Here is a 24,877-nt window from a genome sequence, read left to right as displayed (position 1 = left end):
AATCGATTTCTTAGCTATTCGTTTAAAATTATGCCTGATAAACTCTCATCATACATAGAACAATTTCAAGAGGGAAATCATCTTGTTTTCGAGAAGATTTACCAAGTTATTTCGCCAAAAATGTTTGGCGTGTGTTTGCGTTATGCGGCTGACAAAGACGAAGCTAAGGATATTTTACAAGAAAGTTTTATCAAGATTTACCACCAACTAAAAAATTTCAGAAATGAAGGTTCTTTTGAAGGGTGGGCAAAACGAATAGTGGTAAACACTGCCTTAGAGTATTTCAGAAGCAAAACCAAGTGGAAGCAGGTAACGATAAACAACCATGAGGAGACTTTTGACCTAGAAAGCGATGATGACATCCTAGGTTATTTATCAAGCCAAGAAATTTTACAACTCATTCAAGAATTACCACCATCATACAGATTGGTGTTTAACCTTTATGTTTTTGAAGGATTGAAACACCGAGAAATCGCTGAACAATTGGGTATTGGCGAGGGTACTTCTAAATCTAACTTAGCAGATGCTAGAAGAATTTTACAGAAAAAATTATCGGCGGTAACGAAATAAAGACTAACAATGGAAAATAACCAAGAACATAAATTAGATAGCTTTTTCAAAAAGTCTCTTGAAAATCAAGCTTTTCCTCCGCCCGAAAACCTTTGGAGTAGTATCGCTACCGAAACCATTGGTAAAGAAACCGCAGGCATAACACCTTTGCTTAAATATACTATCTTATCATTGGGACTTATCATTACTGCTGGTATCGCTTTCTGGTTTTTAACAGATGATAATGAAACAATGAAGGCGAATTATCAAGAGATTGCTTCACTTGGTAAAGAAATAAATACAACACAAGTATTAGCTAACTCAAAAGATGAAAAAGTAGGCACAAACAACATAGCTAATGAGGGTAAATCTGAAAAGAATGATATTGAAAATTCAACAAGTAGTTTAGTTAGTTTTGTTAATCATGTAGAGAAGCAAAAAGCTGTCAAGTCTACGGTTTATAGAAAACCAGTAAATCATACAAGATTGTATTCAACTAAAGTTGATGGTGATAAAACTAACAGTACCACAAACTCATCATCTGTAGCAATTGACAATAACAATACCGCAATACTTACTACAGACAACAAGGTAGCCAATAACAATCTGAATATAATCATCCATAAAGACCTAAAATTGAATGATTTATCAACGAAAAACAATAAAAACCTTATTGGTAAAATTCGTCCCATTCAACCGTTGACTGATGAAGGGTTAGACAAACATGAGGGTAAATCTGAAGATACAGGCTCTAAATTCAGTTTAAAACACCCTATCTTTTCATTCGATTATGGTAAACTCTGGAATGAATGGACTTTAAAATCTGATAAATCTTTAATAGGTACTACCCAATATCCTGACAAAGGAACAGCCTATAATTTGAAAGCTGGCGTTGCGTGGAAACTCACAAAAAGATCAAGAATGGGCATAAGTTTGGCATACAATACTTATGATGTGGGTGCTCCATACATTTATTTACCTATTTGGAGTAGTTTGTGGGTGTCTCCCAAAATAAATTTAACTACCAAAAATGGTATGCAATATTATAGTGCAGTTTTGCCAACTGGTACAGTTAATATTCCTATTGATAGGTTTGATGGTTTTGTTACAAAAGTGCCTAATACTTTAGATACCACAAGAGACGTATTCTTGTTTGAAAATCATACGATGAAGACTTATAGCTTGGCATTAACCACTCAGAATGATATTATATCCTTTAAAAGTAAAAAGAAAAAATACATCAATTTTCAACTATATGCACTTGCTGATTTTGTTTTTCAAAGACAAACCTCTTATACTTATATAGCAAATGATTCTCGAATGATGCTGATGTCGTCTTTAGCATTAGCGGAAAAAGCTAAATTTAGCTATACCGATGGTCATCTTGAAAATGCCTCTGATTTTGTGTTTGGTATTCGAGCTGGCCTTGGTATTCGCTGGCAATTTGCTCCAAGATTGGGTTTGCATATAGAAGGTTCAACCCAAAATTCATTTAATTCGTGGGTACAAAATCAAGAAGTAAAAACGTATATGCGAAGCAATGCTTTACAGGTTGGTATTAATTTGAGTTTGTAGGGATAAATAAACCTTGCATTAGACAATTGGGGTCGTATGCCATACGACCCTACTGATTGATAATTTATAATTCTGCCAATAATTCTTCTGTTTCTTTCAATGTTTTCTGATAAAATTTAGCTACCCATTTCGAGTAAAATAATAAGAAGATATAGCCAATAGTAAAGGAGAATATCCAAAAAGATTTACTGTCTGTGATGTCTTTACCATTGAAGAGTTTAGACAATAAAATGATTACTGTAACCAACAATAAATAGCACAACGTTACATTGATTTTCTGTAGTTTGAAGAATTGCATTTTCTGACTAGCAAACATTTTAAGCGTTTCTGCATAAGGCTTATTGACATCTGTGGATATATTGAATTGTCGTAAACTTAACAAACTAATTCCAGAAAGCGTTAGTAATAGCATTATTGATAAAATACCGACACCTTGCAAAAAAGCGGTATCTAATTTATAAAAGTTGATGGCTATAAAAGCTCCGCCAATTAAACAAACGGCTATTCCTGCTATTTCTGGATAAGCAATTTTCTTCATTTTCGAGTCATATTTTTGCTGTGTCATTTGGTCTATGATTTGAGAGGTTAAACGTTGTTTTTCTGATGGACTATTTGCCTTTTCCCAAGTGTTTTTTAAATCATCTAATTCCATTGTTATCGTTGTTTAGTAATTTGTGCTTTTAGTTTTTCTTTAATTCTTGAAAGTTTAGTGCCTACATTGCTCACTGAAATACCAATAATTTCTGCAATTTCCTCATAGTTTTTATTCTCTAAATAGAGCATGACAATACCTTTATCTAATAAATTCAGGCTATCAATTAGTCGTCTAAATATTTGCCATTGTTCTTCTGTATCACTATCATCATTGTCTTGATTATCCAAAAAATAACCATCAATGGGGACAGTCAAAACCCTTCTTTTCGAGACTTTTAGTTGATAAATTGCTACATTCAACGCAATCCTGTACATCCATGTACTCAGACTTGCTTGGTGATTAAAAGAGTCGTACGATTTCCAAAGTTGGTAAATGATTTCTTGTACTAAATCTTGCTTATCGTCTGTATTATTGGTATATACAGCAGCAATTTTGAAGATAAATCCTTCATTCTCTTTTATTGCTTTTATAAATGTTTCCTTTTTGTCCACTAAGATGTTATCCTTTTTATTGATGATACTGTATTAGTGTACAACATGGTGAAAAAATCACAAGAGAAGGAAAAATAATTGGGAAATATTTTGAAGGGGACAGTTCAGTAGTGACGAATTGCATTCGTCATTTTTGGTATCATATAAATTGTTTCCTTGCTAGTAAGGTCGTAGAGAGGTCGTATTGCATACGACCCTACCTTTTTGATGTTGTTACCTTCCACAAATCCGTCGGTAATCACAGTATTCGCATTTAGTTTGGTCTTTGGTTTTTTCAAATGGTTTTACGGGGTCTAATAACTCATTGACAAAACGATTGAGGTATTTTTCCGATTCTATCACAAACTCCTGTGCTGTTTCTCCCAGCGTAAAATTGATTTTTTGTTCCAACAATCCTTCATCTATATTACGGAACGAATAAATGCCAGCACTTACTTCGTTGGCATCCTCTGGTAATTTTACGCCTCTGATGGTTAATCCCTTTACCGAAAGCATCTGTTTCAGCACCATGTATTTATACAGCCAAAGCTGGCGAAATTTGTCTTTATCGGTATCTCCTAGTAGCTTTTCTTCAAAATCTTCGGGTTTCATGAGCAAATCTTTGGCTTCTACTTTACCCGTTTTATAATCAATTACCCTGATTTTATTACCTGACACCCTATCCAATCGGTCTATTCTTCCTGCTATTTTCACTACTAATTCTTTGCCATTTACATTGGCATTGAAACTTACTTTTAGTGTTTTTTCTACGTCTAATAGTTCAATCGGGAAAAGCTCGTTGGTTAATTGATAATTAATAAATTTCTTAACAATGGTTTCACCAATTTGGTATAAAATAAAGTTCATGCCATCATCTACTTTCAAACCCTGATTCGTCTCTATAAAGGCTTGTTTTAAATAGTCATCGATGTTATCCAGTACTATTTGTAAACCTTCTTTCTCGATAGTACTTCCTTTCTCGACAAAGTTTTTATCAATGTTCTCAAAGTTTTTATGCACCCAGTTACCAAACGTATCAACGCCGATTTTTTCTTCAACTTCTTCTTCTTGCTTGATACCTGCAATGCGTGTAAAATAGTATTTTAAAGAACAATCCAGAAACTGGTTGAGCTGAGAAGGATAAATGCCTTTATCAGTGATTTCATTTTCGATAAATGCCAGAATATCGACGGTTTTCTGAATGAGCAAAGGGGTTTCTTCTACCTCTTCCGACTCTCCTAATCCTATAAATTTTACGGTTGGATAAGTAATGTTTAAATTTTTATTCAACTTGGCTAATTCGTGTTCTATCTGTAAGATAAAACGACTTTTTTCGCCAGCTCCATAGGTATCTGAGGGTAACACATGCACTAATACTATTTCTTTAGCACGTTGTAATAGCCTAAAAAAGTGATAAGCCATCACGGCATCAGCATGGTTGTGTGTCGGCAAATTGAACTGTGGGTCGCTTAGGGCATCAAAAGGAATAAGCGTATTTTGGCGTTTCCCTTGTGGTAATGTTTTTTCATTAACCGACAGTATAATTACCTTTTCAAAATCAAGGGTACGTGTTTCCAACATCCCCATAATTTGTAGACTTTCGTCTGTTTCAGATTCAAAAGGAATTTTGGTTTGTTTAATCAGTTCATACAAGAATGTTTTGAAACTACGGATACTCACGGTTTCGCCTCGTTCTTGCAAGATTACTTCCATTCTTTGCAAAATCAGGTAAAATTGATAAAGGTATTCTGTTTCAATAGCATCTTGATTATCCCTGTAAACATCCCTTAATAAGTCGATTAATTCATAAAAACACTTAATCGCATTTCTGGGTTTGTTATACCAATGTTTAAAAATTGTAGTGAACAGTGGTTCATTTTCCGCAATTTCTAATAGTTCTTTAGAGCTTAAAAAAACACGATTTCTTTCAGTGATTTCCCGCAGGGTTTTGCGGATGGGGTTTTCGGTTTGAACCTCCCCTTGTTGAACCTGAAACTTTACCAACTCATACCTCCTCAAGAAAGGATGATTTAGTACTCTTACAATTTGTCGATGCGAGAATTTTGGAATTTTTACTGTTTCATCATCTTCTGTTTTAAATTCTACTAAATTCCTTTGTAGCTCAAAAAGGGCATCTATCAAGGTAAAAAGCATGGAGTTCCGCAAAGAAAGCCCCATCGTAATATTGAAATCTTTGACGGATTCATCTAAAGAATTCATCACGGGTACTAACAGATTCTCGTCGCCCAACACAATGGCTGTTTGCGATTTGTCATCAGCAGTAAGATTAGTTGAATTTTGCCAATTTTTATAAATATCTCCCGCTACTTTGGCTTGTACACTAGCATTAGAAACGCCTATAATTTGAATGTTCTTTGAGCCCTTCAAAAGTTCTTCCGACTGCCATTTCCATTCTTCATTAAAGAGTGGCGTCTTACCGTTTTTCTCATCGCCATTTTTATATTGACGAAGCCAATTTCCTGCCCTTTGGTCTTTGTTGTATAAATAATATGTATCCGAATCCCACAGTGTTTCGGCAAAGTTTTTTCTTTTCAGTAACGTCCTGATGATTGCTTCTTCGGCATCACTTAGGGCATTAAACCCCACAAAATAATACTTTGTATGACGCTCTTTTTCCAGAATATATTTATCAACATTTTCTGCTAACTCCCGATACGCCATTCCGCGATAGTGCAATCCTTTGTCTTTTAGACGTTGACGCAAATTGAGATAAACTGAATAGATGTTCTCAAATAGCTTAAAATAACGATCAGTACGGTCGGTTTTTAGGTTTTTCTCTCTTTGAGACTCTCCTAATTGCATCTGCCAACGCTCTAAGGCTTTGGCTTCTGTCATGTATGAAAATAGGGCTTTAGCATCTACCAGATATTGATCTATTTTATCAAAATCATTCAACAGGGTACTTGCCCATGTCATGAATCTTTCAAAAACTACATTTGTATCTATCTCCTTAAAAACATCGTAGAGTTCAAACAGTAATGCTACTTGGTCTATCTGTCGGACACCCGTCATTGTATTTACAAAGTCATCAATTGCCAATACATCAGGGGCTAAAAAGGGCTTATCGGAAAGTCTGGCTAAGGCTTCTTTGAAGTACAAAACCCCACGGCGTGAAGGGATAACGATACAAACGCGACTCAGCTGATTGAGCGTATGTTGTTTATAAATATGTTCAGCAGCTTGATCAAGAAAGGTTTGCATTATAATTATTTTTATGGCTGTCAGTCATCAGTCGTCGGCTGTCAGCTATGGTATTAAATTGGCTATCGACTATCACACGTCACCTAGTAAAATCTTGTTCCTTCTATCTTCAAAAAATCTTTACCCGCTGATTTACGCTAATTAGATACGCTGATTTTGGAGATTTTTTTAGCCCTAGAATCAAAAACCTTTTCTCTTGCTTCTTGTGTCTTTCGTCTAGCGTCTTAAATCTAAAAATCCTAAAGTCATCTAGTCATAAAATCTTGTGTCTCCAAAAATATTTACCCGCTGATTTACGCTAATTAGATACGCTGATTTTGGAGATTTTTTTAGCCCTAGAATCAAAAGCCTTTTCTCTTGCTTCTTATGTCTTTCGTCTAGCGTCTTAAATCTAAAAATCCTAAAGTCCTCCAGTCCTAAAGTCTTCAATCTAAAAAACTAATGCACCCTATCTCCTCTCATCTCCAGATTTTTCATGATTTCAGCTTCCATTTCAAGCCATTCATTCCAGCGTTGTTTTACATAGCTTTCAGATAAATACTCCTTAGCAAGGTCGATAAAATTAACATAATGTCCTGCCTCTGAAATCATTAATTCATGGTAAAACTCTCTGAGACTTTCATCAGAAATCTCCAAAGAAAGCAACCTGAAACGTTCGCAACTACGGGCTTCTATCAAAGCATTCATAAAAAGGCGTTCACCCAATTGCTCCTCTCTCGACCCTCCCCGTTTCATACCTTCATATAACTGATGAACGTACAAATCCTTGCGAGGATTGCCCAATGATAAGCCTCGTTTGTCTAATTCTTTAATTACCATTCTGAAATGTGCCCATTCTTCCGAAACCACAGGCATCAATACTTCTCTGAGTTTTTCTTTTTCAGGAAACTGAATGATTAATGAAATACATGACGAGGCTGCCTTTTGCTCACAATAGGCATGGTCTATTAATATCTCTCCAATATTTTTCTCCGCAATATTTACCCAACGTGGGTCAGTTGGAAGTTTTAAACCCAACATTGTTTTTGTAGCGTATTGTTTTTGTTCGTTTGTCATAATGTATAGGTTTCAGCTTTCGGTCATCGGCTTTCGGAATTGTCTATTGAGTGATTGAGTGAATGGTGATTTTTTTAACCCTATATCTAAAGTCTTCAAGTCCTAAAACCTGCCTTCTTCAAAAGTTTTTAACCCGCAGATTTACACAGATTTGATACGCTGATTTGGGAGATTTTTTAGGTCTAAAGTCTAACATCTTGTGTCCTCCAATCCTAAAGTCTTCTAGTCCTAAAGTCCTCCTCCTAATCAAACAACAACCATTGCAAGCCAAATCCAAAGGTTCTTCCCATTCCTAAAAAACCTGGGGCGGCATAATAGCCATTGCCCAAAAGTCCTTGGGCTACGTTGGCAAATTTTACAAACAAGCGTACCCTGTTAATACGCATATCAGCAAATATATCTGCTTGGACATACCCATTAATCATTTGTTTATCTTGCAAATGAAATTGCTGAATAGCAGGCATATAGGCATCTGCATAGTAGTTCGACTTGTAGTGGAGCTCGACACCTGTATGAATAAAGAGTCTCTTTTTATAGAGTAAATCAAAGGCAAAGCGAGTATTCGCAAAAATCTTCGGAATCCTGATTAAGTCGGGTCCAGTTGTCGTGGTTAAATACAATTGTCCTACTGTCGAGAATCTTCCTTTGTGAAAATCATACCCAAGACCAGCTTTAAAAATAGCAATATCTGAGCTTGCTTGTTTTACAAATGCTAGCGTGTCGTAATAAATATAACTGTTAACCAAACTAATATCAACGCTTGGTCTTAGCGTCAGTTTCCCAAACTTAGGACTCGCCGAAGCATAAGCGTGGTAGGTTTGCATATTATTGCTAATACCACGGTCGGTGACGAAGGCATTGGTATTTTTGTCCCACCTAAAGCCATCGTTAAAGGTTATTTGCTGTACCAAGGTGGGTGAAGTAGACATTGCCCTTCCTCCCAATGTTAGCCACTTACCTTGAAACTCTACATTCAATTTAAAATCACTACCTGTCAGCAAATATTCTACTTCCGCGAAGGCTCTGGTGCTATCCTTGAAATATTGGTTCAACCAAACCCCCAAAAAGTTTTCGTTTCTGTTAATGCTGTAATTATACAAAGGGTTACTGAAACTAAAGAATCGCTGACGCAAATGAAGACGATAATTGAATCCTTTGTAAAAGCCTTTGATACCCGACTTATGTTCAAAAATACTGTATTGACTTTCGTTATAAAGCGAATCCAATTTCATTTTGTTCGTAACAGTGGTATCAGTAGTATAGCGATAGCCTTTGCCTAATGAATCATAGGCTATTGGGTAAAATCCGCTTGTCCAGTTGGCTACATAGTCAGGGTCTCTGAATTGTACTTTTCTAGTCTGATAGTCCACTACTTGATATACTTGAAAAGCCTTATATCCTACATATTCATGGTATAAATGCAGGTTATAAAACTTATCCCGCGTAGAAGCATTGTTGACGATAGCCGCATTATTGCCTTGTTGTAATATCAAATCGTAGCTTCTGCCTTGGGGCAACACGCCACCTTCGTCATTAGAATTATGGTCTGATAAATTGGCGTAGGCCAACAATTGGTACTTCTTGTTCTTGGTTTGGTAATTGGTATGCAACATAAAGTCCCAATGACCAATCGCATTTTTATTGGTTGAAGTAGAACTCGTCACTAATTGCTTATTCGTCACTATTCGCTGTAGATTGATACTAAAATTCCATAAAGAATCTACGTTTCTACTAAATTCAAATTGTAATAAATCTTGTTCATTACCCCCCGTTACATACACCAAGTTGGTAAAAGGCGAACGTGTATTGAAATACCTTACTTGATTAGGTTTAAAGGCATAAAGGGAATAGGCATCATAGCCTAGCATCGTCCCTATTTGCTCAGGTTCTTTAAAAAATATAGGACGTATCGCTGTGCCAATATTCCCTAAATCTTGATACAGGTTTCTGTTGCGTTGAATAAAGTTATAATTATGTCCTTCGCCAAGGGAAGTATCAATCGGGATAAGCTTTTTACGATTATTGAAAACATCTTCCTCTAAAAAGTATTGGGTAGAAGTAGGTCCATAAATAACCTTTGTAGAGTCATCCACGCCTGCCCTACCAGTAGGACTTTTAGGTTTATCTGTTGTTTTTCCTTGCGGAAAATTATTTGTTGACGTATTTCCCGTACCAAAAGTTGAAGGAATTTGTGCCAATAAGACCTCCGAAAGCAGAAGTCCTAAGAAAGTCAGGATATATCTTTTAAAATTCACAATACAAAATTAAATAAAAAAGGCGAAAGAGGTTCAAGCACATGTACCAACTAGACATCATAAATTGCTAAAAAGCTTGAATAAGGCAATTTAAACTTTATTTTGTTGCCCTACATTCTTCTCAGGATTAAATCATCAAATAATTGATGGCTATTATTCAAGAAATAAATCTCAATTGGTAGATAAAACATTGATATCTCCTTACTGTCAAGGAAATCTTGAAACTTTACCATGTCTTTTTCGGTCATTAAAATACTTTTTTCTGGTTCTTGAATGTTATGAAATGTTTCCAGTATCAAGCTAAAATCTTTCTCATTGAAATGATGATGGTCTTTATAAATTAAATGTTGAACCACCTTAAAATTTTGTCTACAATAAGCCTCAAAAGGCTCAGGACGTGCTATGCCCGACACTAATAAGACTGTTTTATGACAAGCTCCTTGAATATTTCCATTAATTGCCTGTGGCTTACCATAACGTATTCCTGTAAAAAAAATGGGTGTTTGTGGGGATAAATAAGGCAAAATATTTTCACTGATTTTTTGTTGTGCTACAACAGATAAATCGTCGGGACACTTACTGACTATCAATATATCCGCTCTTTTAGCCCCATGACGGCGTTCTCTGAGCCGTCCTAAGGGAAAAGCGTAATCTTCGTAAATAGGTCTGTTATAATCCATCAATAATATATTCAATGATGGTTTTACAGCCCTGTGCTGAAAGGCATCGTCTAGCACGACGAGGTCTGTTTTAGGAAAAATCTTAAAAATATTCGTCAATGCTTCTGCTCTCTTTTCCCCAACAGTAACTTTTAGTACTTTATGAAATTTATTATAAAACTGCATCGGTTCGTCACCAATGGTTTCAGCCGTTGCCAACGCATCTGCTACGATAAACCCTTTGGTTTTTCGTCCATAGCCTCGGCTAAGAATGACTATTGAAAAACGATTTTTTAACAACTTAATCAAGTATTCTACATGTGGCGTCTTGCCTGTTCCACCAACTGTTAAATTCCCAATATTGATAACAGGCTTTTCAAACTGACTGACTTTAAAAAACAGATGATTGTCGTAACAGAAATTACGACAATCGGTAATGAAACCATACAACCATGTAAAAGGAAAAAGAAAAAACCGCATAGTTTTTTTTGTTTTACCTCACCCTTCCTGCGACTAGGAATATTAAAACCATCATCCCTAGCGAGGGACTTAAGTCCCTCGCTAGGGATGGGTCGGGCAGTAAATGATGTTACAATATATTTACCTTTTATTTGAAATTACCTTCAAAAAAGTAGTAAATTTTGCCTTGTTCAGAAAAAATAAAAATTTTACACTGTAAAATTCATAAAGAGTTCTGACTTTTTACTAATTTCAAATCCCTTTTAAGATACTTTAACGAAGTACTTAGCTCTCGGAAGGTCTATTCATAACCATTAATACACACACAATCAGACGATTAATTACAAAATAATTGCTGAAATTTATTTATTTCGGCAAAATTCTTATTGCTAAATTCTTTAAAACAATTGGGCTTACCAGAAAATGAGTCTTAAAGCTGTCTTTGCAAAATATACACTGAATTTTAATTTCGAGGCAGGAACGTCTCGAGGTGTGCTAACGCACAAAGATAGCTACTTCATTAAGATTTTTGACTCCGAAAATCCTACTGTTTTTGGTTTGGGTGAATGTTCTCCCTTAAAAGGACTCAGTATTGACGACCGCCCAGATTTTGAATTACAACTACTTGGTATCTGCGAAAACTTCAATACCCTTGAATTAGAGGTATATCCGTGGAACTTGAACATCATCCTTGAACAAGTACTCGAAAAATCATTTCCTTCGGTTGTTTTTGGTTTCGAAACTGCCATGCTCGATTTAATGAATGGTGGCAAGCAAAAGCCCTTTAACAATGGCTTTGCAAAGGCCGAACGTCAAATAGAAATCAATGGATTGGTCTGGATGGGAAGCAAGGATTTTATGCTTCGTCAAATAGACCAAAAGCTAGCGGCTGGCTATCATACCATCAAAATAAAAGTAGGTGCTATTGATTTTGATAAAGAATGTGAACTGCTAGAATACATCCGCAAACGCTATACTGCTGAACAAATTACCTTACGCGTAGATGCCAACGGGGCTTTTTCGATAGATGAAGTACTGCCCAAGCTACAACGTCTAGCTCAATATCAACTACATTCCATCGAGCAACCCATTCGTCATGGCAACGAAGATTTAATGGCAGAACTTTGCCAAGTTACTCCTATTCCAATTGCCCTAGATGAAGAACTAATCGGTGTACGAGAATACACTGAAAAATATAAGTTGCTCAAAAAAATAATGCCTCAATACATTATCTTAAAACCTACCTTAGTGGGCGGTTTTCAGCAATGCCGAGAATGGATTGAAAATGCCAATCGTTTAAAAATTGGATGGTGGCTTACGTCTGCTTTAGAATCGAACGTTGGCTTGAATGCCATCAGTCAATTTACTGCCGAATTCAACAATCCTTTGCCACAAGGGCTTGGTACGGGGCAATTGTACCATAATAATATTGCTTCGCCACTAGAAATTAGTGATGGCAAAATTCTGTATAATCCTCAACAGGCTTGGGATTTAGCTCCCCTTAGCTTTTTGGTTTAGGATTTTTTTGTGATAAATTTTTGCCGATAAATTTGAGATTCAACTAAGTACTTTGCAATTTTGTATTGCATATATCAATTACAAAATTTAATTCAATGAATATTCAGGAACTTGATAAAGAACTTCTTTCTTTGTTTGAAAAACGAATCGCTCTTAGTCAAATGGGTTATGATCACCGTGATTACGACGATGTAGAAGAAGCCCTTCACGATTTAGAAGATGATTTTAATGATAAATACGCTGATTTTTTAGAGAATATTCTGCAAGAAATTCATAAAGAATATTGTCCAGATTCAGATGTATTATTACCAACTGCTTATTTGGCTCGTTCGTTCAAAGAAACTAGCGACGGTGGCATTGAAGTAGGTGCTGATGCTGGCGTAGAAGTAGAACTAGAAGAAAACCCAGTTGCTAATGCAAGACTAATGCTTTTGCCAAGCCCTACCAGAATTGTATTGGTAGTTGGTAAAAAGAAAAAGATTGTATGGTCGGCAGAGGCTGAATAAGAGTATCTAAAAGTTATTACAAATATTTACCTCATCTACAACGGTCGGTGACCATGTAACTTCCTCTCGTGCTGAGAAGAAAACTTTTTGAGCTGAGAGCCTTTCTTGGCGAGGATTGGGGATGAGGTTACCTTTGTTGAATAATTGAACCTAAAGGTCTCTGCGAAAGGTGTTGCGGAGACCTTTCTGATTTAGAAAAATCAAATTACCATTTAAACAAATTATTGATTTTCAGAACATCCTACAAATCGTTAAATTGCGTTAACAAATAATAGATTAAATGGAAAGTAAGTTTAGTGCCAATCTCAGAATACTGAGAAAAAGAAATAAGTTGACATTAGAAGCATTGGGCAAGATACTGGATGTTAGTAAAAGTGCGTTGTCTGACTATGAAAATGGACATACTTTCCCTTCATTAGATGTTTGTGATGCCATTTGTAACTACTTCGGAATAAACCTAGATAATTTACAAAAACTAGATTTTGCAGTTACTTCTGCGGAGGAACTACAACAAAACCTACTTATACAATCTAGCATTGTTCAGAAAGAATCTCCTAGTGATTTTAGTGACCGTAACAAACAGCTAGAGTTTCATAATAAATTACTCCACCAGCAAATTGAGGGCTTAGAGGTACAGTTGCAATTATTAAAACAATTACTCGATAGTAAATCATCTGTAATTACTTCCTTACAAATTCAGATTAAATTGCTTGAAGAAAAAATTAGGGGGTAGACAAAAAAAGGTTTAGAGAAACCTCTAAACCCAATTAATACTTTTCTTTAACAAGCTCAAGGTTTTTTCTTCTTCTGAACCTTCCTCGGCTTTAAAATCGTAAACCCATTGTGCCATAGGTGGCATCGACATCAGGATTGATTCAGTCCTTCCGTTGGTTTCTAGTCCAAACTTAGTGCCCCTGTCATGCACTAAATTAAATTCTACGTAACGTCCCCGACGAAGCATTTGAAAAGTTTTCTCTTCTTCCGTAAAAGGTAAATCTTTGTTCTTTTGCATGAAATGGGTATAAATCGGTGCAAAAGATTCGCCAATTGCCTTTACAAAAGCAAACAATTGTTGTTTATTACGGGTTTCGTTAGGCTTCTGATAATCAAAAAATATTCCTCCAATACCCCGTGTTTCATTTCTATGTGTATTAAAGAAATAATCATCCGCCCAAGTTTTGAATTTAGGATAGTAAGCCTCGTTATGTTCGTCACAAATATTTTTTAAGTATTGATGAAACCAAACGGCATCTTCTTCTACTACATAATGCGGGGTAAGGTCTATACCTCCGCCAAACCAATAGGTTCCGTTAGACATCTCAAAGTACCTCACATTCATGTGGATAATTGGTACTTTAGGGCTATGCGGATGTAATACAATCGATACGCCTGTCGCAAAAAAGTCAACTTTCTCCGTTAACCCCATCGAAGCCAACATTTTCTCGTGGAGGTCTCCCCAAACAGCCGAAAACATTACACCACCCTTTTCGATGACATTCCCTTGTTGGATTACTCTGCTACGTCCGCCACCGCCACCTTCACGTTGCCAGTTATCTTCATGAAAAGTTGCTTTTCCATCGGCATTTTCCAGGGCAATACAAATCTGATTTTGTAATTCCTTAAAGTATTCAGAGATGCTTTCTTTTGTCATAGTTTTTAAAATTTAAGATAAGAACCTCATTTTCCTAATTCCTACTCGTATCTACCCTAGCCTCCCCTTGTCTTATCGGAGCCAGTGAATCAGACCGTACACCATTGCTATCGGCACTGGTTGAATCATTTACTGCTGCATATCTTGTCACACAATTGAATGTCTTTCCTACACGCTTGATATCCAGTTTTTCAAAAGGTACGGGATGATAAGCCTCGAGGGTTGGGTCTTTCACTACTTTAGACATATACCGCCCAAACAACGGCAGTGCCGTCTTGGAACCCTCACCATACGCCCCACTCCTAAAGTGAATAGAGCGGTCGTCTCCTCCTACCCACGTACCCGTTACCAAATTACTAGTTAACCCCATATACCAACCATCAGAGTGGTTTGAGGTTGTACCCGTTTTTCCTGCAAAGCGTGATTTATAGCGGTCTTTACCATCAAATAAATCTTTGAACGACCAAAGGTTTTGCGAAGTACCCCCTTGTTCTTCCAATCCTCCTTCTAGCATATATCTCATCAACTGAGCCGATTCTTTTCTGATGGCTTGATGACGTTCAGGTTCAAAAGTATGAATCGTATTGCCGTTTCTATCTTGAATCTCAACAACCAGCATAGGTTGGGTGTACATTCCTTCATTCAAGAAGCAACCATACGCTCCGACCATTTCAAAGAGCGTAACATCATTTGACCCAAGCCCGATAGAAGGCACAGCCGCCAGTGGACTTTTTATACCCATCTTTTGGGCATAATACACAACTGAGTCGGGACCAACTTCGTTGGTAAGCCATGCCGCACACGAGTTGATAGAACGTGCCATGGCTCGCCTCAGCGACATCGTCTGATAAGTAAACCTACCATCGGCATTATGCGGACGCCATATTTTTTTCTCGCCTTTCTCTTCTACCTCTATCTCAAAAGGTTCATCAGTAATCTGCGAGCAAGGTGACATATCTTTAGGGCCATCAATGGCAGTAGTATATACAAATGGCTTGAAAGTAGAACCCGGCTGGCGGCGTCCTTGATTAACGTGGTCATACTTGAAATACTGAAAATCTAGACCACCTACCCACGCTTTGATGTGCCCTGTAAAAGGATCCATACTCATCATACCAGCTTGTAAAAAGCGTTTGTAATATACAATCGAATCGTAGGCACTCATTGTCATTTCTTCTTCACCCGACCCATTTCTTGAATACACCCACATTTTACGCTTTACATCTTTCATGTAATGCCAAATAGAATCTTGGTTGTTCTTGTATTTTACTGCCAGCGATTTATAATAGCTTGTACGCTTGGCTACGGTATCAATAAAACCGGGAATCTCGTTTCCTTTTTCGTCTGACCAAGGATTTTTACCTGCCCAGTGGTTATCAAATGTTTTTTGCAAAACCCTCATTCCTTCTTGCAAGGACGATTCTGCATAGATTTGCATCCTTGAGTCTACAGTAGTAATAATTTTCAACCCATCTCGGTATAAGTCTAAATCTACATCACTGGTATCAGCCCATTCTCTCAAAGCCTTGGCTACTGCCGTTTTGAAATAGTTACTAGTACCATCATAAGGCGACTCTTCATTAATTTTTAAAGTGATTGGCAATTTTGACAGAGAGTCATAGTTGACTTTCGTCAAATAACCATACTTTAACATTTGCGACAATACCGTATTTCTTCTTTTCAACGATTTTTCGTAATTTCTTCTTGGATTATATGTATTAGTAGCCTTCTGCATTCCTACTAACACCGCAGATTCTTGCACATTTAAGCTATCTGGCGACGTATTGAAATAGGTCTTGGCGGCTACTTTTATACCATAAGAATTACTCCCAAAATCAACCGTATTCAAATACCATAAAATGATTTCTTCTTTGGTATAATACCTTTCAAGCTTAATAGCCGTTAACCACTCTTTGGTCTTTATGACGAATTTGCCCAACACAGGTACATATCCAAATAAGCCTTTCTTTGAAACACCTTGCTTTTTACGGGTTTTAAAAAGGTTTTTAGCTAATTGTTGCGTAATAGTACTACCTCCTCCACGTTCGCTAGCACCTGTAACAATCCCTACAGCTACCCCAAAGACAGCTCTAAAGTCAATTCCTGAATGTTGGTAAAAGCGGGCATCTTCAGTAGCCACTAGTGCTTTCACTAAATAAGGCGAAAGGTCTTTATAGTTTTTAACGGGAGTACGGTTTTCTTGAAAGAACTTACCCATCAAAACATTATCTTCTGAGTAAATCTCTGATGATTGCGAAAGTTTAGGATTCTGCAATTCACCTACTGAAGGCATCTCGCCCGTTAGCCACAAAAAGTTTGTTTGAATACAAAAAAGGTAAAACGCGCCTGCGAAGACTGTCCATGCAAAAGATTTCCAGAGCGTTTTTATCGGACGATAATAGGTAGACTCTTTATCGAAGCTATGTTTAAAATCTGAAAAATAAGCCTTAATGCTATCAAGGCGTTTGTAAAATGATTGTACCTTTTCTTCACCCAGTATCCCAACCAACAACTTATCTGTTTGAAGCCAAAGCCAATGCAGAGAATTCAATAGAGCTGCTTGAAGAATAACACTAAGATTTTGAATGATTTGTTTTATCTTGTTCATCACGCACTTATTTATCAAACTAAAATAGGTGACAATTTACGACAAAACTTTTAGATTAGGGAGTGAATTAAGATAGAAAATGAAAGCTTTAATGTTAAAAAATTGATTCATACACTAATAAGCGTATGAATCAACTTAATTATTTTTCTTTATTATTTTTTTTCAAATACCAACGATAGCGAATTAATACTATAGCGTTTTCCTGTTGGTTTAGGGCCATCATCAAAAAGATACCCTAAGTGTGCCCCACATTTGCTACAAATTACTTCTTCCTGAGACATCCCTCCGCCGTCATTTGAGACTACTAATACATTAGTATTACTTATCGGACTCCAGAATGATGGCCAACCGGTGCCAGCTTCAAATTTAGTATTTGAAGTAAAAATCTCTTGCTTACAACACACACAATGATAAGTTCCTACCTGATGATTATACACATACTTGCCCGAAAAAGCTTTTTCAGTACCCTTCTTTCGAGTAATCTGGAATTGTTCAGGTGTTAACGTTTTCTTCCACGCCTCATCCGACTTCTCAATTTCAAACTTTTGAGGCATTTCCTCCTGTGCATAACCTTTGCAGGCCGCTGTAATAACAGCAATGAATAGTGACAATAGTAGATTTTTCATATTAAGATTGTATGTCCCCCTGTCTCCAAGAGGGATTTGGTTTAATAAAACATGCCTAGGAGACCCTCAGCTACGCTATATTATCATATACGAAAAAAAAAGTGTAAAAGTTTTTTTTATTTTATCTACTTGATAATCAGTACAAGTTAATTGTTTGTTATTTTTTTTTGATATTTTTTTCACTTTAAAGTTGCACAAAAAGAAAGAAAGTACTAATTTTGCATCATCAAAAACGAAGAGAGTTGGCAGAGTGGTCGATTGCGGCAGTCTTGAAAACTGTTGACTGTTACAGGTCCGGGGGTTCGAATCCCTCACTCTCTACAAGGTCACATATTTGTCTGATTATGAGCATAATCCTACCTCAAAAAAGGTAGGATTTTTTGTTTTTGGGCATTTTAAAGCCTTTTCCCTGTCTTAAGCTCCTACAATTCAAAAGAAATATATCTCAGCCAAAATTATTCTGGTGGCAAAAGTGGTGGCACTTGTAAAACGTCTGGTGGCACTTTTCGGCATTAAACAAATAACTTTTTAGCAACAAGTGGATTTTTTTAGATTAAATGTTCAACACTTAATTTAATATCTACCACATGAAAAAAAAATCCTAGGACACCGTATGGAAATTCTATTTATGCGTCACAGTTGTAGCAATCCGTCCTACTCAAAAATTTACACCAAAATCAGTTACAATGGAGAAAGAATCGAGCTTGGTTCAACAAACATTAAGATTCTTTCAGATAATTGGGATACTTTAAATAAAAGGATTAAAAATGATGACCCTTTAGCAAGTTTAAAAAATGAAACGCTTTCCCAAATTGAATCGGACATCCACTTTGCTTACAATTTGTTAAAAAGAAAAAATGAACCTTTTGATGTTAAGAAATTAAAACAAACAATTTTGGATTTCGGGAAACCTCTTCCTGAAGAAAAAATTATAGCAGAACCGAGTTTTATCGAGGTAGCAGATGCTTGGCAAAAATTTGTAAAAGACCCTGAATTGTACGGAAAAAAATTAAGTTTGGGTTCTTTAACAAAATATAGAAATGTAAGGGATAGTTTACTTAATTTTTTCCTATATAAGAAAGCTCCTAAATTAACAATTTCAGAATTTACTCCTACTTACTTAAAGTCGTTTAGGTTTTGGATGGAAACCCATGAAAAATATGCTCCGCTAACTGTGCACAAGAGATGTCAAGTAGTCAAACAAATTGCAACTTGGGGGGCAAATAATGTAGATGGCTGCCACATTAATCCTATTGCTGACATAACATTTATTGAACCAGAGGCTGATGATTTTATTTACCTTTCCGAATTTCAGTTTCAACAACTTAAAAATCACAAATTTAGAACACAAGCTAAACAAGAAGTAGCAGATTTATTTATCATTTTTTGTAAGACGGGCTTTCACTATGCTGATTTAATTGAAATTATAAAGACTGCTAAAGATGAAAAGGTAAAAGAAAAGCACTACAAATTAGGTATAGATGGAAAAATGTGGATTTACAAATCCAGAATTAAAACAAAAGTAGTAGCTAAAGTACCGTATTTTGCCGAGGTAGAAGAAATTCTAAATAAGTACGATGGATGGGCCAACTTACCTATAAAATCAAATGCAACAATGAATGATCATCTTAAACTTATCGCAGCAGAATTAGAATTTCCTGAAATGCTTGTCCAAAAAATTAGTATTAAAGCTGGTAGAAAAACCCTAGTCGATTGGTTATTGAATGACAAAGGTTGGAGTACAGACGGTGTTATGGTTTTACTAGGAATTAAAAACCTTAGATATTTAAGTAAGTATGGAAAAGCTGATGAAAGAAGGGTTGTAATTGAAATTCAGAAAAGTAAGAAATACAGGGCATTCCTAGAAGCTCAAGATTTAGAAAACTTAAAAATTACCAATATAAGTGGTATATTTTCAAATATGGGACTGTAAATTTATTATACTAAAACACCTTAACATGGACTATCAATTAAAAATAATCCCTTCCTTTTTGTTATCAGAATTTTGTCTGAGCTGGAAAGCTCAGACAAAATCTGCTTTTATTGATTTATATGATGCCGAACTCTCGACAGATAATTTCTGCTTTTATACAGCTGTTGCTTCAGTATATTCTAGTAAGATTGAAGGAGAAGAAATTGAACTTGATTCATATATCAAACACAAAAGATTTGGTATTGAGTTTTTGCCTGATTATACCAAAAAAACTGATGATTTGTACGATTCCTATTCTTTTGCCAAAAACAATCCGCTAACCCGAAAAAATATCCACAAAGTACATCAACTACTTAATAAACATATTATGAAGTCATCTTGACTTTTGATAGAATTGCTTAAAAATAAAAAAGGTTGCTGATATTTGTTTTGCGAACCATACCAAAGCGACCTTTTTATGTACTACGTACTGAGCAAAGATATAATAGAATCAGAAATAATTTGTCATTTACCTCTGAGAAAACGAGGGTTTAAGCCACAAGCTCCGACTTGTGAAATCATTAACTGTATTCTTTACAAGCTCAAGATTGGGATTCAATGGCATTTATTACCTGTCGATAGTTTATTCAGCACTCATGTTCTTAATTACAAAACTGTTTTTGGACATTATCGTCGTTGGTGTAAGGAAGGTATGTGGAAGAAATGTTGGATAGAACTTTTGAAAAAGTATAAGTCTTCTTTCGACCTTTCAATGATAAACTTAGATGGAAGTCATTCTTCATGCATGTGAGGTGGAGAGCAAGTTGCTTATCAAGGCAGAAAGAAGTGAAAAACAACTAACTTCCTTTACTTAACTGATAAACAGGGACTTGTATTAGCTATGTCAACGCCAGTTTTAGGTAATCACAATGATTTATTTAATATCAAGAAGACTTTTGAGGAACTTACCAAGATGTTAGAGGATGCTAATATCTCAGTTGATTGACTATTTATGAATGCAGATGGAGGGCGGTTCGCCGATGCGATTTGACGCAGAAAACTTACATCAATTATGCTATCAAAAACAAATTATTGCCAATATTGCTCATAACAAAAGGAACACTACTGACGATAATTGGTCTCGCATCATTGACGAAGAACTTTACAAAGAGAGATATTCTATTGAAAGAACTAACCCATGAATAGATAGTTATAGGTCTTTGTTAAATCGATTTGATACAACGCTCTCAAGTTGGATGGGATTTAACTTTATCGCTTTTATTATCATGGCAATTAAGAAAATAAAAAAATCAAGATGATTTCGTAATAAGATTTCCATTTTGAGGTATTTTTAAGATTAGAAACTATAAAAGTTACCTAAATTTATTTTAGAATTTTTTCCATAATTCTAAACAAATTATATTTAAAAATTAAAAATTATTTTGTTTATTTGTATAGTTATTTATGGTATTTATATTTAGAGAAAACTCTTTATAAATCACATCAAACAGCGTTAGCAAAATAAATTATTTAACCACTTAAAATCTTTTTCTATTGTCATATCCTTAATTTAAATCTTTACAGTTTGTATTGATTTCTTCTAAAAATTTGTCCTTTTTATTTTTCAAGGTCACTTAAATATATTTGTTTATTATCAACTATTTTAAAATTCAAAGCTACCTTAAACCAAAAAAAATCCACTTTTGATTTTATAATTATAACTACTACAACAAAAAATGAGATCATCCTACATTTGTAATAAGCTTTCTATGTCCTTTTTACCAACAAAAAATTCAATGTCTAGCACTTATTCTACCATTAGAAAAACCTTCCTCTTAGGAATGTTATTAACAATTGGGTTTAATGGATTAGCTCAAAAATCCGTATCTTCTATTGACTCAATCAAAAATGCACTTAGAGCTGCATGGAAAAAAAAGACAAATACTGTAAGTACTAATGCTCGAAAATCTGCGACTGCTGTTACTAGCAGTACAACAGCGAATCTTAGTGCCGCAGATGCTTTTATCGGCAATATAGTTCCTCCTTCTCCCACTGCTGCTAGTTTGGGAAAATATGCAGATTTTCCTGTGAATTTGTACAATGGCATCCCTTCTATTTCAATCCCTATTCATCAACTAAAAAGTAGAAATATAACGGTTCCTATCACGCTCAACTATCATGCTTCAGGAATTAAGGTTGGTGAAGTAGCATCGTGGGTTGGGCTTGGTTTTAGCTTAGATGCGGGTGGAGTGATTACTCGTACTGTACGAGGATTACCTGATGAAACTAGCGTTGCAGGTTTTTTTCAAACCCGTACTCATTATCCTAATCCCGATAATATCGGATTTTCTGGCGTTAGCCCCGACATTTGGCAACAAGATTTAGTTTTTGCGGCACAAGGTCGTACAGACTTTGAACAGGATATTTATATGCTTAATGCAATGGGGCGTTCTTATAAATTATTATTCAAGTCTAATGGTACTATTCTCACTATTCCACATAGTGACTTAAAAATTACGGCTGATTTTGCTAACCATACATGGGAAATCATTCTAGAAGATGGTACAAAGTTATCGTTTGGAGGTACGAATGCCACTGAAATATCAGACTTAACGGTAAGTCCTGAATTTTACACATTTGATTCATCTTGGTATCTAAAGACTATTACCTCTTCACAAGGAGACGTAGTCTCTTTTACCTATACATATTCTACCATTGAAAATATGGTTGCTTTTGCTCAAAGTGATTATATTAGGATTATTGATCAATTTCTTTATCCTTTCAATACAATTATAGTGGGTGATCCCCCAATGAAGACTATAGATAAAAATCAGAACATAACTATTCTAAAACTCAGTAGTATTGAATCCAATAACGAAAAAATTGATTTTATCAAAGAATCAACAGCAAGACAAGACTTACTAGGAGACTATGCCTTATCACAAATTAAAATTACGCCTAAAAATAGCACAATAGCAACTGAAGAATATGAATTTTCTTATCAATATATCGATGCTCAAGCAGGTATAGAGAATAATCCATTAAATAAAAGTGAATATCGTAAAAGATTACAATTAGATAAATTATCTCGAAAAGTCAATAATCAATTATATGAACCTTGGGTATTTACCTATAATCCTTTACGGTTACCATCTCGAAAATCTTTTGCGCAAGATCATTGGGGCTATTATAACGGAGCAACCGATAATGTTACATTGTTGCCTAAACTACATGTGGTACTTCCCCAAGATGTTTTGAGACCTGCGGGTATATCTACAGTAGGTTATGGATTTTTTCCTCCAATTTACACTTTAGGTAGTAATCGCGATGCTGACAAGGTATCATCTCAAGCTCAGATATTACAAAGTATTCAATACCCAACAGGAGGAACTACCAAATTTGAATTTGAACCTAACTCCTATCCTTTTGTAGAGCCTAATTATATTCCTGCGTCTAAAACGCTTTCAGCCAGTTCAAGTGAATTGCCTTTTATTTCTCTTAAAACAATTACTGTTCCCATTACTAAACCGCAGTATATTCGATTTAGTTTTCAGGGACAATTTACTAGTAGTTTTCTTAGTGATATTGGAGATAATACTCCTCTTTGTGGAATTGATATTTTAAATTCTAATGGTGTTCCTGTATGGTCCTATGGAATAAAAAAAGCTAATTTAACTGGTAATAGTTTTGACATAAATCCCAATAATTTATATGCTAACCTTCAAGATATAGGGAATTATACTTTCAGGATTTCAACGATTAGTGAAAGTTATAATATTGACGATATTCACGTTTCAGGAACTATTTATTATGAAACACAAGATGTAACCCCAAAAACTACGAAATATGCTGGTGGAGTTCGAATTGCAAAAATGTCAATGTATGAGAATGCTACACAAAAGGCTTCAGAAAAACTCTTTACTTATGAAGACCCTTTAGTACTTAACCCTATCAGTTTATCCGATTATATAGAGACTACTTATGAGCTTTTGTGTGGGGTATCTGCAGCGGCATCGAATCCCACTTATACCATATTTTCTCGGAATTCTAATAGTAAATTTTCATTAGGATCAATTCAAGGAGGAGCAATTGGATATGGGAAAGTAACTACTATGACTGATCCACTTGGTAATAATGGTAAGACCGTTTCTGTCTTTAGTAACGTCCCTGATGATGGGGTAGCTGAGTCAAAAATATTTCCTTATCCGTCAACTAATCCACGAGATCAACGTAGAGGGCTTTTAACTTCGCAAACTGTTTTTAGAAAAGATGGTTCAAAAGTAACAGAAAGTACAAATGAGTACAACTTTGTACCTATTGCTTCTATTTCTGGAGTTAAGGCTGGGATTTTAAAAACCTATAGCGCGTGTTTGGCAGCTTCAGGAAGTGGTGAAGGGTCTTTACTCTTATCATTATGTAATAATGTTTATGGCTATTGTGGAATTGCTTATTCTATCCCTTTACTATCAACAGAGCAAGTCAATAAAACAAAAACTACCGAAAGAAGCTACGATCAGGCAGGTTTAAATCCTAATGAAGTAATAACAGATTATGAATATACCAACACTGCCTATACACAATTAACCAAACAAAGTACTACTACAAGCAAAGGAGAGATTTTAGCTACTGAATATAAATATCCTTATGATTTTTCTTCAAATACAGTTTATGCAGAAATGGTCACTAAAAATATTATTAGTCCAGTAGTTGAACAGACTGTAAAGCTATCAAATACTCAAATTGGTAAAACACGCACTAATTTTGATTCTTGGATTATTACAGGTAACAGAAAAATTTATATCCCCAAATCAGTTATTACTCAGTTAAAAGCCTCGGATCCAGAACAAACACAAGTAACGTATAATACGTATGATACTGAAGGAAATTTAATGACATACACTGAAAAAAATGGAGTAGTAACAACTTTATCGTATTATGATACTGCAGGAAAAATTAACTTGTTAAAAACCAAAACAAATAATCTTTCTCAATCTATTCAATTTGACTACAAACCCCTTGTTGGAATTAGTCAAATAATAGACGTTAATAATCTTAAAACTACTTATGAATATGATGCCTTTGGTAGGTTACAATTCATCAAAGATAATAACGGTAATATAATTAAATCCTACTCCTATAAATTCTCTGGAAACTAA

The 24,877-nt window shown here is 35.4% G+C and carries 17 protein-coding genes, 1 tRNA gene and 1 pseudogene; 10 read left to right on the top strand and 9 right to left on the bottom strand.

The features are described from left to right. The first annotated feature begins 30 nt into the window (after positions 1 to 30). Positions 31 to 570, top strand: a complete 540-nt coding sequence (locus AC1RNE_RS19245) for an RNA polymerase sigma factor (RefSeq protein WP_492803198.1) — start codon at positions 31 to 33, stop codon at positions 568 to 570. A 9-nt stretch (positions 571 to 579) separates the two neighbouring features. Next, positions 580 to 2,124: a hypothetical protein gene (locus AC1RNE_RS19240; protein ID WP_492803196.1), complete on the top strand. Its 1,545-nt coding sequence runs from the start codon at positions 580 to 582 to the stop codon at positions 2,122 to 2,124. A gap of 64 nt (positions 2,125 to 2,188) precedes the next feature. On the opposite strand, the gene AC1RNE_RS19235 is transcribed toward AC1RNE_RS19240, so the two are convergent. The 6 genes from AC1RNE_RS19235 to lpxK form a co-directional block, all read right to left on the bottom strand. Next, the gene (locus tag AC1RNE_RS19235; protein WP_492803195.1) at positions 2,189 to 2,776 is read right to left on the bottom strand and encodes a hypothetical protein; all 588 of its coding nucleotides are present in this window, start codon (positions 2,774 to 2,776) and stop codon (positions 2,189 to 2,191) included. A gap of 2 nt (positions 2,777 to 2,778) precedes the next feature. After that, positions 2,779 to 3,270: an RNA polymerase sigma factor gene (locus AC1RNE_RS19230; protein WP_492803194.1), complete on the bottom strand. Its 492-nt coding sequence runs from the start codon at positions 3,268 to 3,270 to the stop codon at positions 2,779 to 2,781. 213 nt (positions 3,271 to 3,483) lie between these two features. After that, positions 3,484 to 6,471 (bottom strand): PD-(D/E)XK nuclease family protein, encoded by a 2,988-nt coding sequence (locus AC1RNE_RS19225; protein ID WP_492803192.1) that lies wholly within the window; start codon positions 6,469 to 6,471, stop codon positions 3,484 to 3,486. A gap of 438 nt (positions 6,472 to 6,909) precedes the next feature. After that, the gene (locus AC1RNE_RS19220; RefSeq protein ID WP_492803190.1) at positions 6,910 to 7,527 is read right to left on the bottom strand and encodes a MiaE family protein; all 618 of its coding nucleotides are present in this window, start codon (positions 7,525 to 7,527) and stop codon (positions 6,910 to 6,912) included. 242 nt (positions 7,528 to 7,769) lie between these two features. After that, positions 7,770 to 9,782 (bottom strand): putative porin, encoded by a 2,013-nt coding sequence (locus AC1RNE_RS19215; RefSeq protein ID WP_492803189.1) that lies wholly within the window; start codon positions 9,780 to 9,782, stop codon positions 7,770 to 7,772. A 110-nt stretch (positions 9,783 to 9,892) separates the two neighbouring features. Next, positions 9,893 to 10,921, bottom strand: a complete 1,029-nt coding sequence (gene lpxK / locus AC1RNE_RS19210; protein ID WP_492803187.1) for a tetraacyldisaccharide 4'-kinase — start codon at positions 10,919 to 10,921, stop codon at positions 9,893 to 9,895. A gap of 402 nt (positions 10,922 to 11,323) precedes the next feature. Between lpxK and AC1RNE_RS19205 the strand changes: the two genes are divergently transcribed. The 3 genes from AC1RNE_RS19205 (at position 11,324) to AC1RNE_RS19195 (ending at position 13,657) form a co-directional block, all read left to right on the top strand. Continuing rightward, positions 11,324 to 12,418, top strand: a complete 1,095-nt coding sequence (locus tag AC1RNE_RS19205; protein WP_492803186.1) for an o-succinylbenzoate synthase — start codon at positions 11,324 to 11,326, stop codon at positions 12,416 to 12,418. A 95-nt stretch (positions 12,419 to 12,513) separates the two neighbouring features. After that, on the top strand, positions 12,514 to 12,924 hold the full coding sequence (locus AC1RNE_RS19200; RefSeq protein ID WP_492803184.1) for a hypothetical protein: 411 nt from the start codon (positions 12,514 to 12,516) through the stop codon (positions 12,922 to 12,924). 280 nt (positions 12,925 to 13,204) lie between these two features. Next, complete coding sequence (locus AC1RNE_RS19195) at positions 13,205 to 13,657, top strand: helix-turn-helix transcriptional regulator (RefSeq protein ID WP_492803182.1); 453 nt, start codon at positions 13,205 to 13,207, stop codon at positions 13,655 to 13,657. Between the two features lie 24 nt (positions 13,658 to 13,681). Here the strand turns inward: AC1RNE_RS19195 and hemF are convergent, their stop codons facing one another. The 3 genes from hemF to msrB form a co-directional block, all read right to left on the bottom strand. Then, the gene (gene hemF, locus AC1RNE_RS19190; protein ID WP_492803181.1) at positions 13,682 to 14,575 is read right to left on the bottom strand and encodes an oxygen-dependent coproporphyrinogen oxidase; all 894 of its coding nucleotides are present in this window, start codon (positions 14,573 to 14,575) and stop codon (positions 13,682 to 13,684) included. 34 nt (positions 14,576 to 14,609) lie between these two features. Continuing rightward, positions 14,610 to 17,183, bottom strand: coding sequence for a penicillin-binding protein 1A (locus tag AC1RNE_RS19185; RefSeq protein WP_492803179.1), 2,574 nt, complete (start codon positions 17,181 to 17,183; stop codon positions 14,610 to 14,612). A gap of 152 nt (positions 17,184 to 17,335) precedes the next feature. Beyond that, positions 17,336 to 17,809: a peptide-methionine (R)-S-oxide reductase MsrB gene (gene msrB / locus AC1RNE_RS19180; protein ID WP_492803178.1), complete on the bottom strand. Its 474-nt coding sequence runs from the start codon at positions 17,807 to 17,809 to the stop codon at positions 17,336 to 17,338. Positions 17,810 to 18,045: 236 nt separating this feature from the next. Here msrB and AC1RNE_RS19175 point away from each other — a divergent pair. The 5 genes and pseudogenes from AC1RNE_RS19175 (at position 18,046) to AC1RNE_RS19155 (ending at position 24,877) form a co-directional block, all read left to right on the top strand. Continuing rightward, positions 18,046 to 18,130, top strand: a tRNA-Ser gene (locus AC1RNE_RS19175). Positions 18,131 to 18,422: 292 nt separating this feature from the next. Then, positions 18,423 to 19,742 (top strand): phage integrase SAM-like domain-containing protein, encoded by a 1,320-nt coding sequence (locus tag AC1RNE_RS19170; protein ID WP_492803169.1) that lies wholly within the window; start codon positions 18,423 to 18,425, stop codon positions 19,740 to 19,742. Between the two features lie 25 nt (positions 19,743 to 19,767). Continuing rightward, positions 19,768 to 20,124, top strand: coding sequence for a hypothetical protein (locus tag AC1RNE_RS19165; protein ID WP_492803176.1), 357 nt, complete (start codon positions 19,768 to 19,770; stop codon positions 20,122 to 20,124). A 75-nt stretch (positions 20,125 to 20,199) separates the two neighbouring features. Then, positions 20,200 to 21,040 (top strand): annotated as a pseudogene (locus AC1RNE_RS19160) (transposase). 477 nt (positions 21,041 to 21,517) lie between these two features. Next, positions 21,518 to 24,877: a hypothetical protein gene (locus AC1RNE_RS19155; RefSeq protein WP_492803175.1), complete on the top strand. Its 3,360-nt coding sequence runs from the start codon at positions 21,518 to 21,520 to the stop codon at positions 24,875 to 24,877.

It is taken from the genome of Arcicella sp. GW822-FHT02H01 (assembly GCF_058802005.1).
Note: the sequence above shows the minus strand (reverse complement) of the source record. Positions and strands in the feature narration are given on the sequence as shown.

Coding starts and splice junctions, on each gene's coding strand:
- AC1RNE_RS19245 (WP_492803198.1), top strand. CDS start 31: ATGCCTGATAAACTCTCATCATACATAGAACAATTTCAAGAGGGAAAT.
- AC1RNE_RS19240 (WP_492803196.1), top strand. CDS start 580: ATGGAAAATAACCAAGAACATAAATTAGATAGCTTTTTCAAAAAGTCT.
- AC1RNE_RS19235 (WP_492803195.1), bottom strand. CDS start 2,776: ATGGAATTAGATGATTTAAAAAACACTTGGGAAAAGGCAAATAGTCCA.
- AC1RNE_RS19225 (WP_492803192.1), bottom strand. CDS start 6,471: ATGCAAACCTTTCTTGATCAAGCTGCTGAACATATTTATAAACAACAT.
- AC1RNE_RS19220 (WP_492803190.1), bottom strand. CDS start 7,527: ATGACAAACGAACAAAAACAATACGCTACAAAAACAATGTTGGGTTTA.
- lpxK (WP_492803187.1), bottom strand. CDS start 10,921: ATGCGGTTTTTTCTTTTTCCTTTTACATGGTTGTATGGTTTCATTACC.
- AC1RNE_RS19205 (WP_492803186.1), top strand. CDS start 11,324: ATGAGTCTTAAAGCTGTCTTTGCAAAATATACACTGAATTTTAATTTC.
- AC1RNE_RS19200 (WP_492803184.1), top strand. CDS start 12,514: ATGAATATTCAGGAACTTGATAAAGAACTTCTTTCTTTGTTTGAAAAA.
- AC1RNE_RS19195 (WP_492803182.1), top strand. CDS start 13,205: ATGGAAAGTAAGTTTAGTGCCAATCTCAGAATACTGAGAAAAAGAAAT.
- hemF (WP_492803181.1), bottom strand. CDS start 14,575: ATGACAAAAGAAAGCATCTCTGAATACTTTAAGGAATTACAAAATCAG.
- AC1RNE_RS19185 (WP_492803179.1), bottom strand. CDS start 17,183: ATGAACAAGATAAAACAAATCATTCAAAATCTTAGTGTTATTCTTCAA.
- msrB (WP_492803178.1), bottom strand. CDS start 17,809: ATGAAAAATCTACTATTGTCACTATTCATTGCTGTTATTACAGCGGCC.
- AC1RNE_RS19170 (WP_492803169.1), top strand. CDS start 18,423: ATGGAAATTCTATTTATGCGTCACAGTTGTAGCAATCCGTCCTACTCA.
- AC1RNE_RS19165 (WP_492803176.1), top strand. CDS start 19,768: ATGGACTATCAATTAAAAATAATCCCTTCCTTTTTGTTATCAGAATTT.
- AC1RNE_RS19155 (WP_492803175.1), top strand. CDS start 21,518: ATGTCTAGCACTTATTCTACCATTAGAAAAACCTTCCTCTTAGGAATG.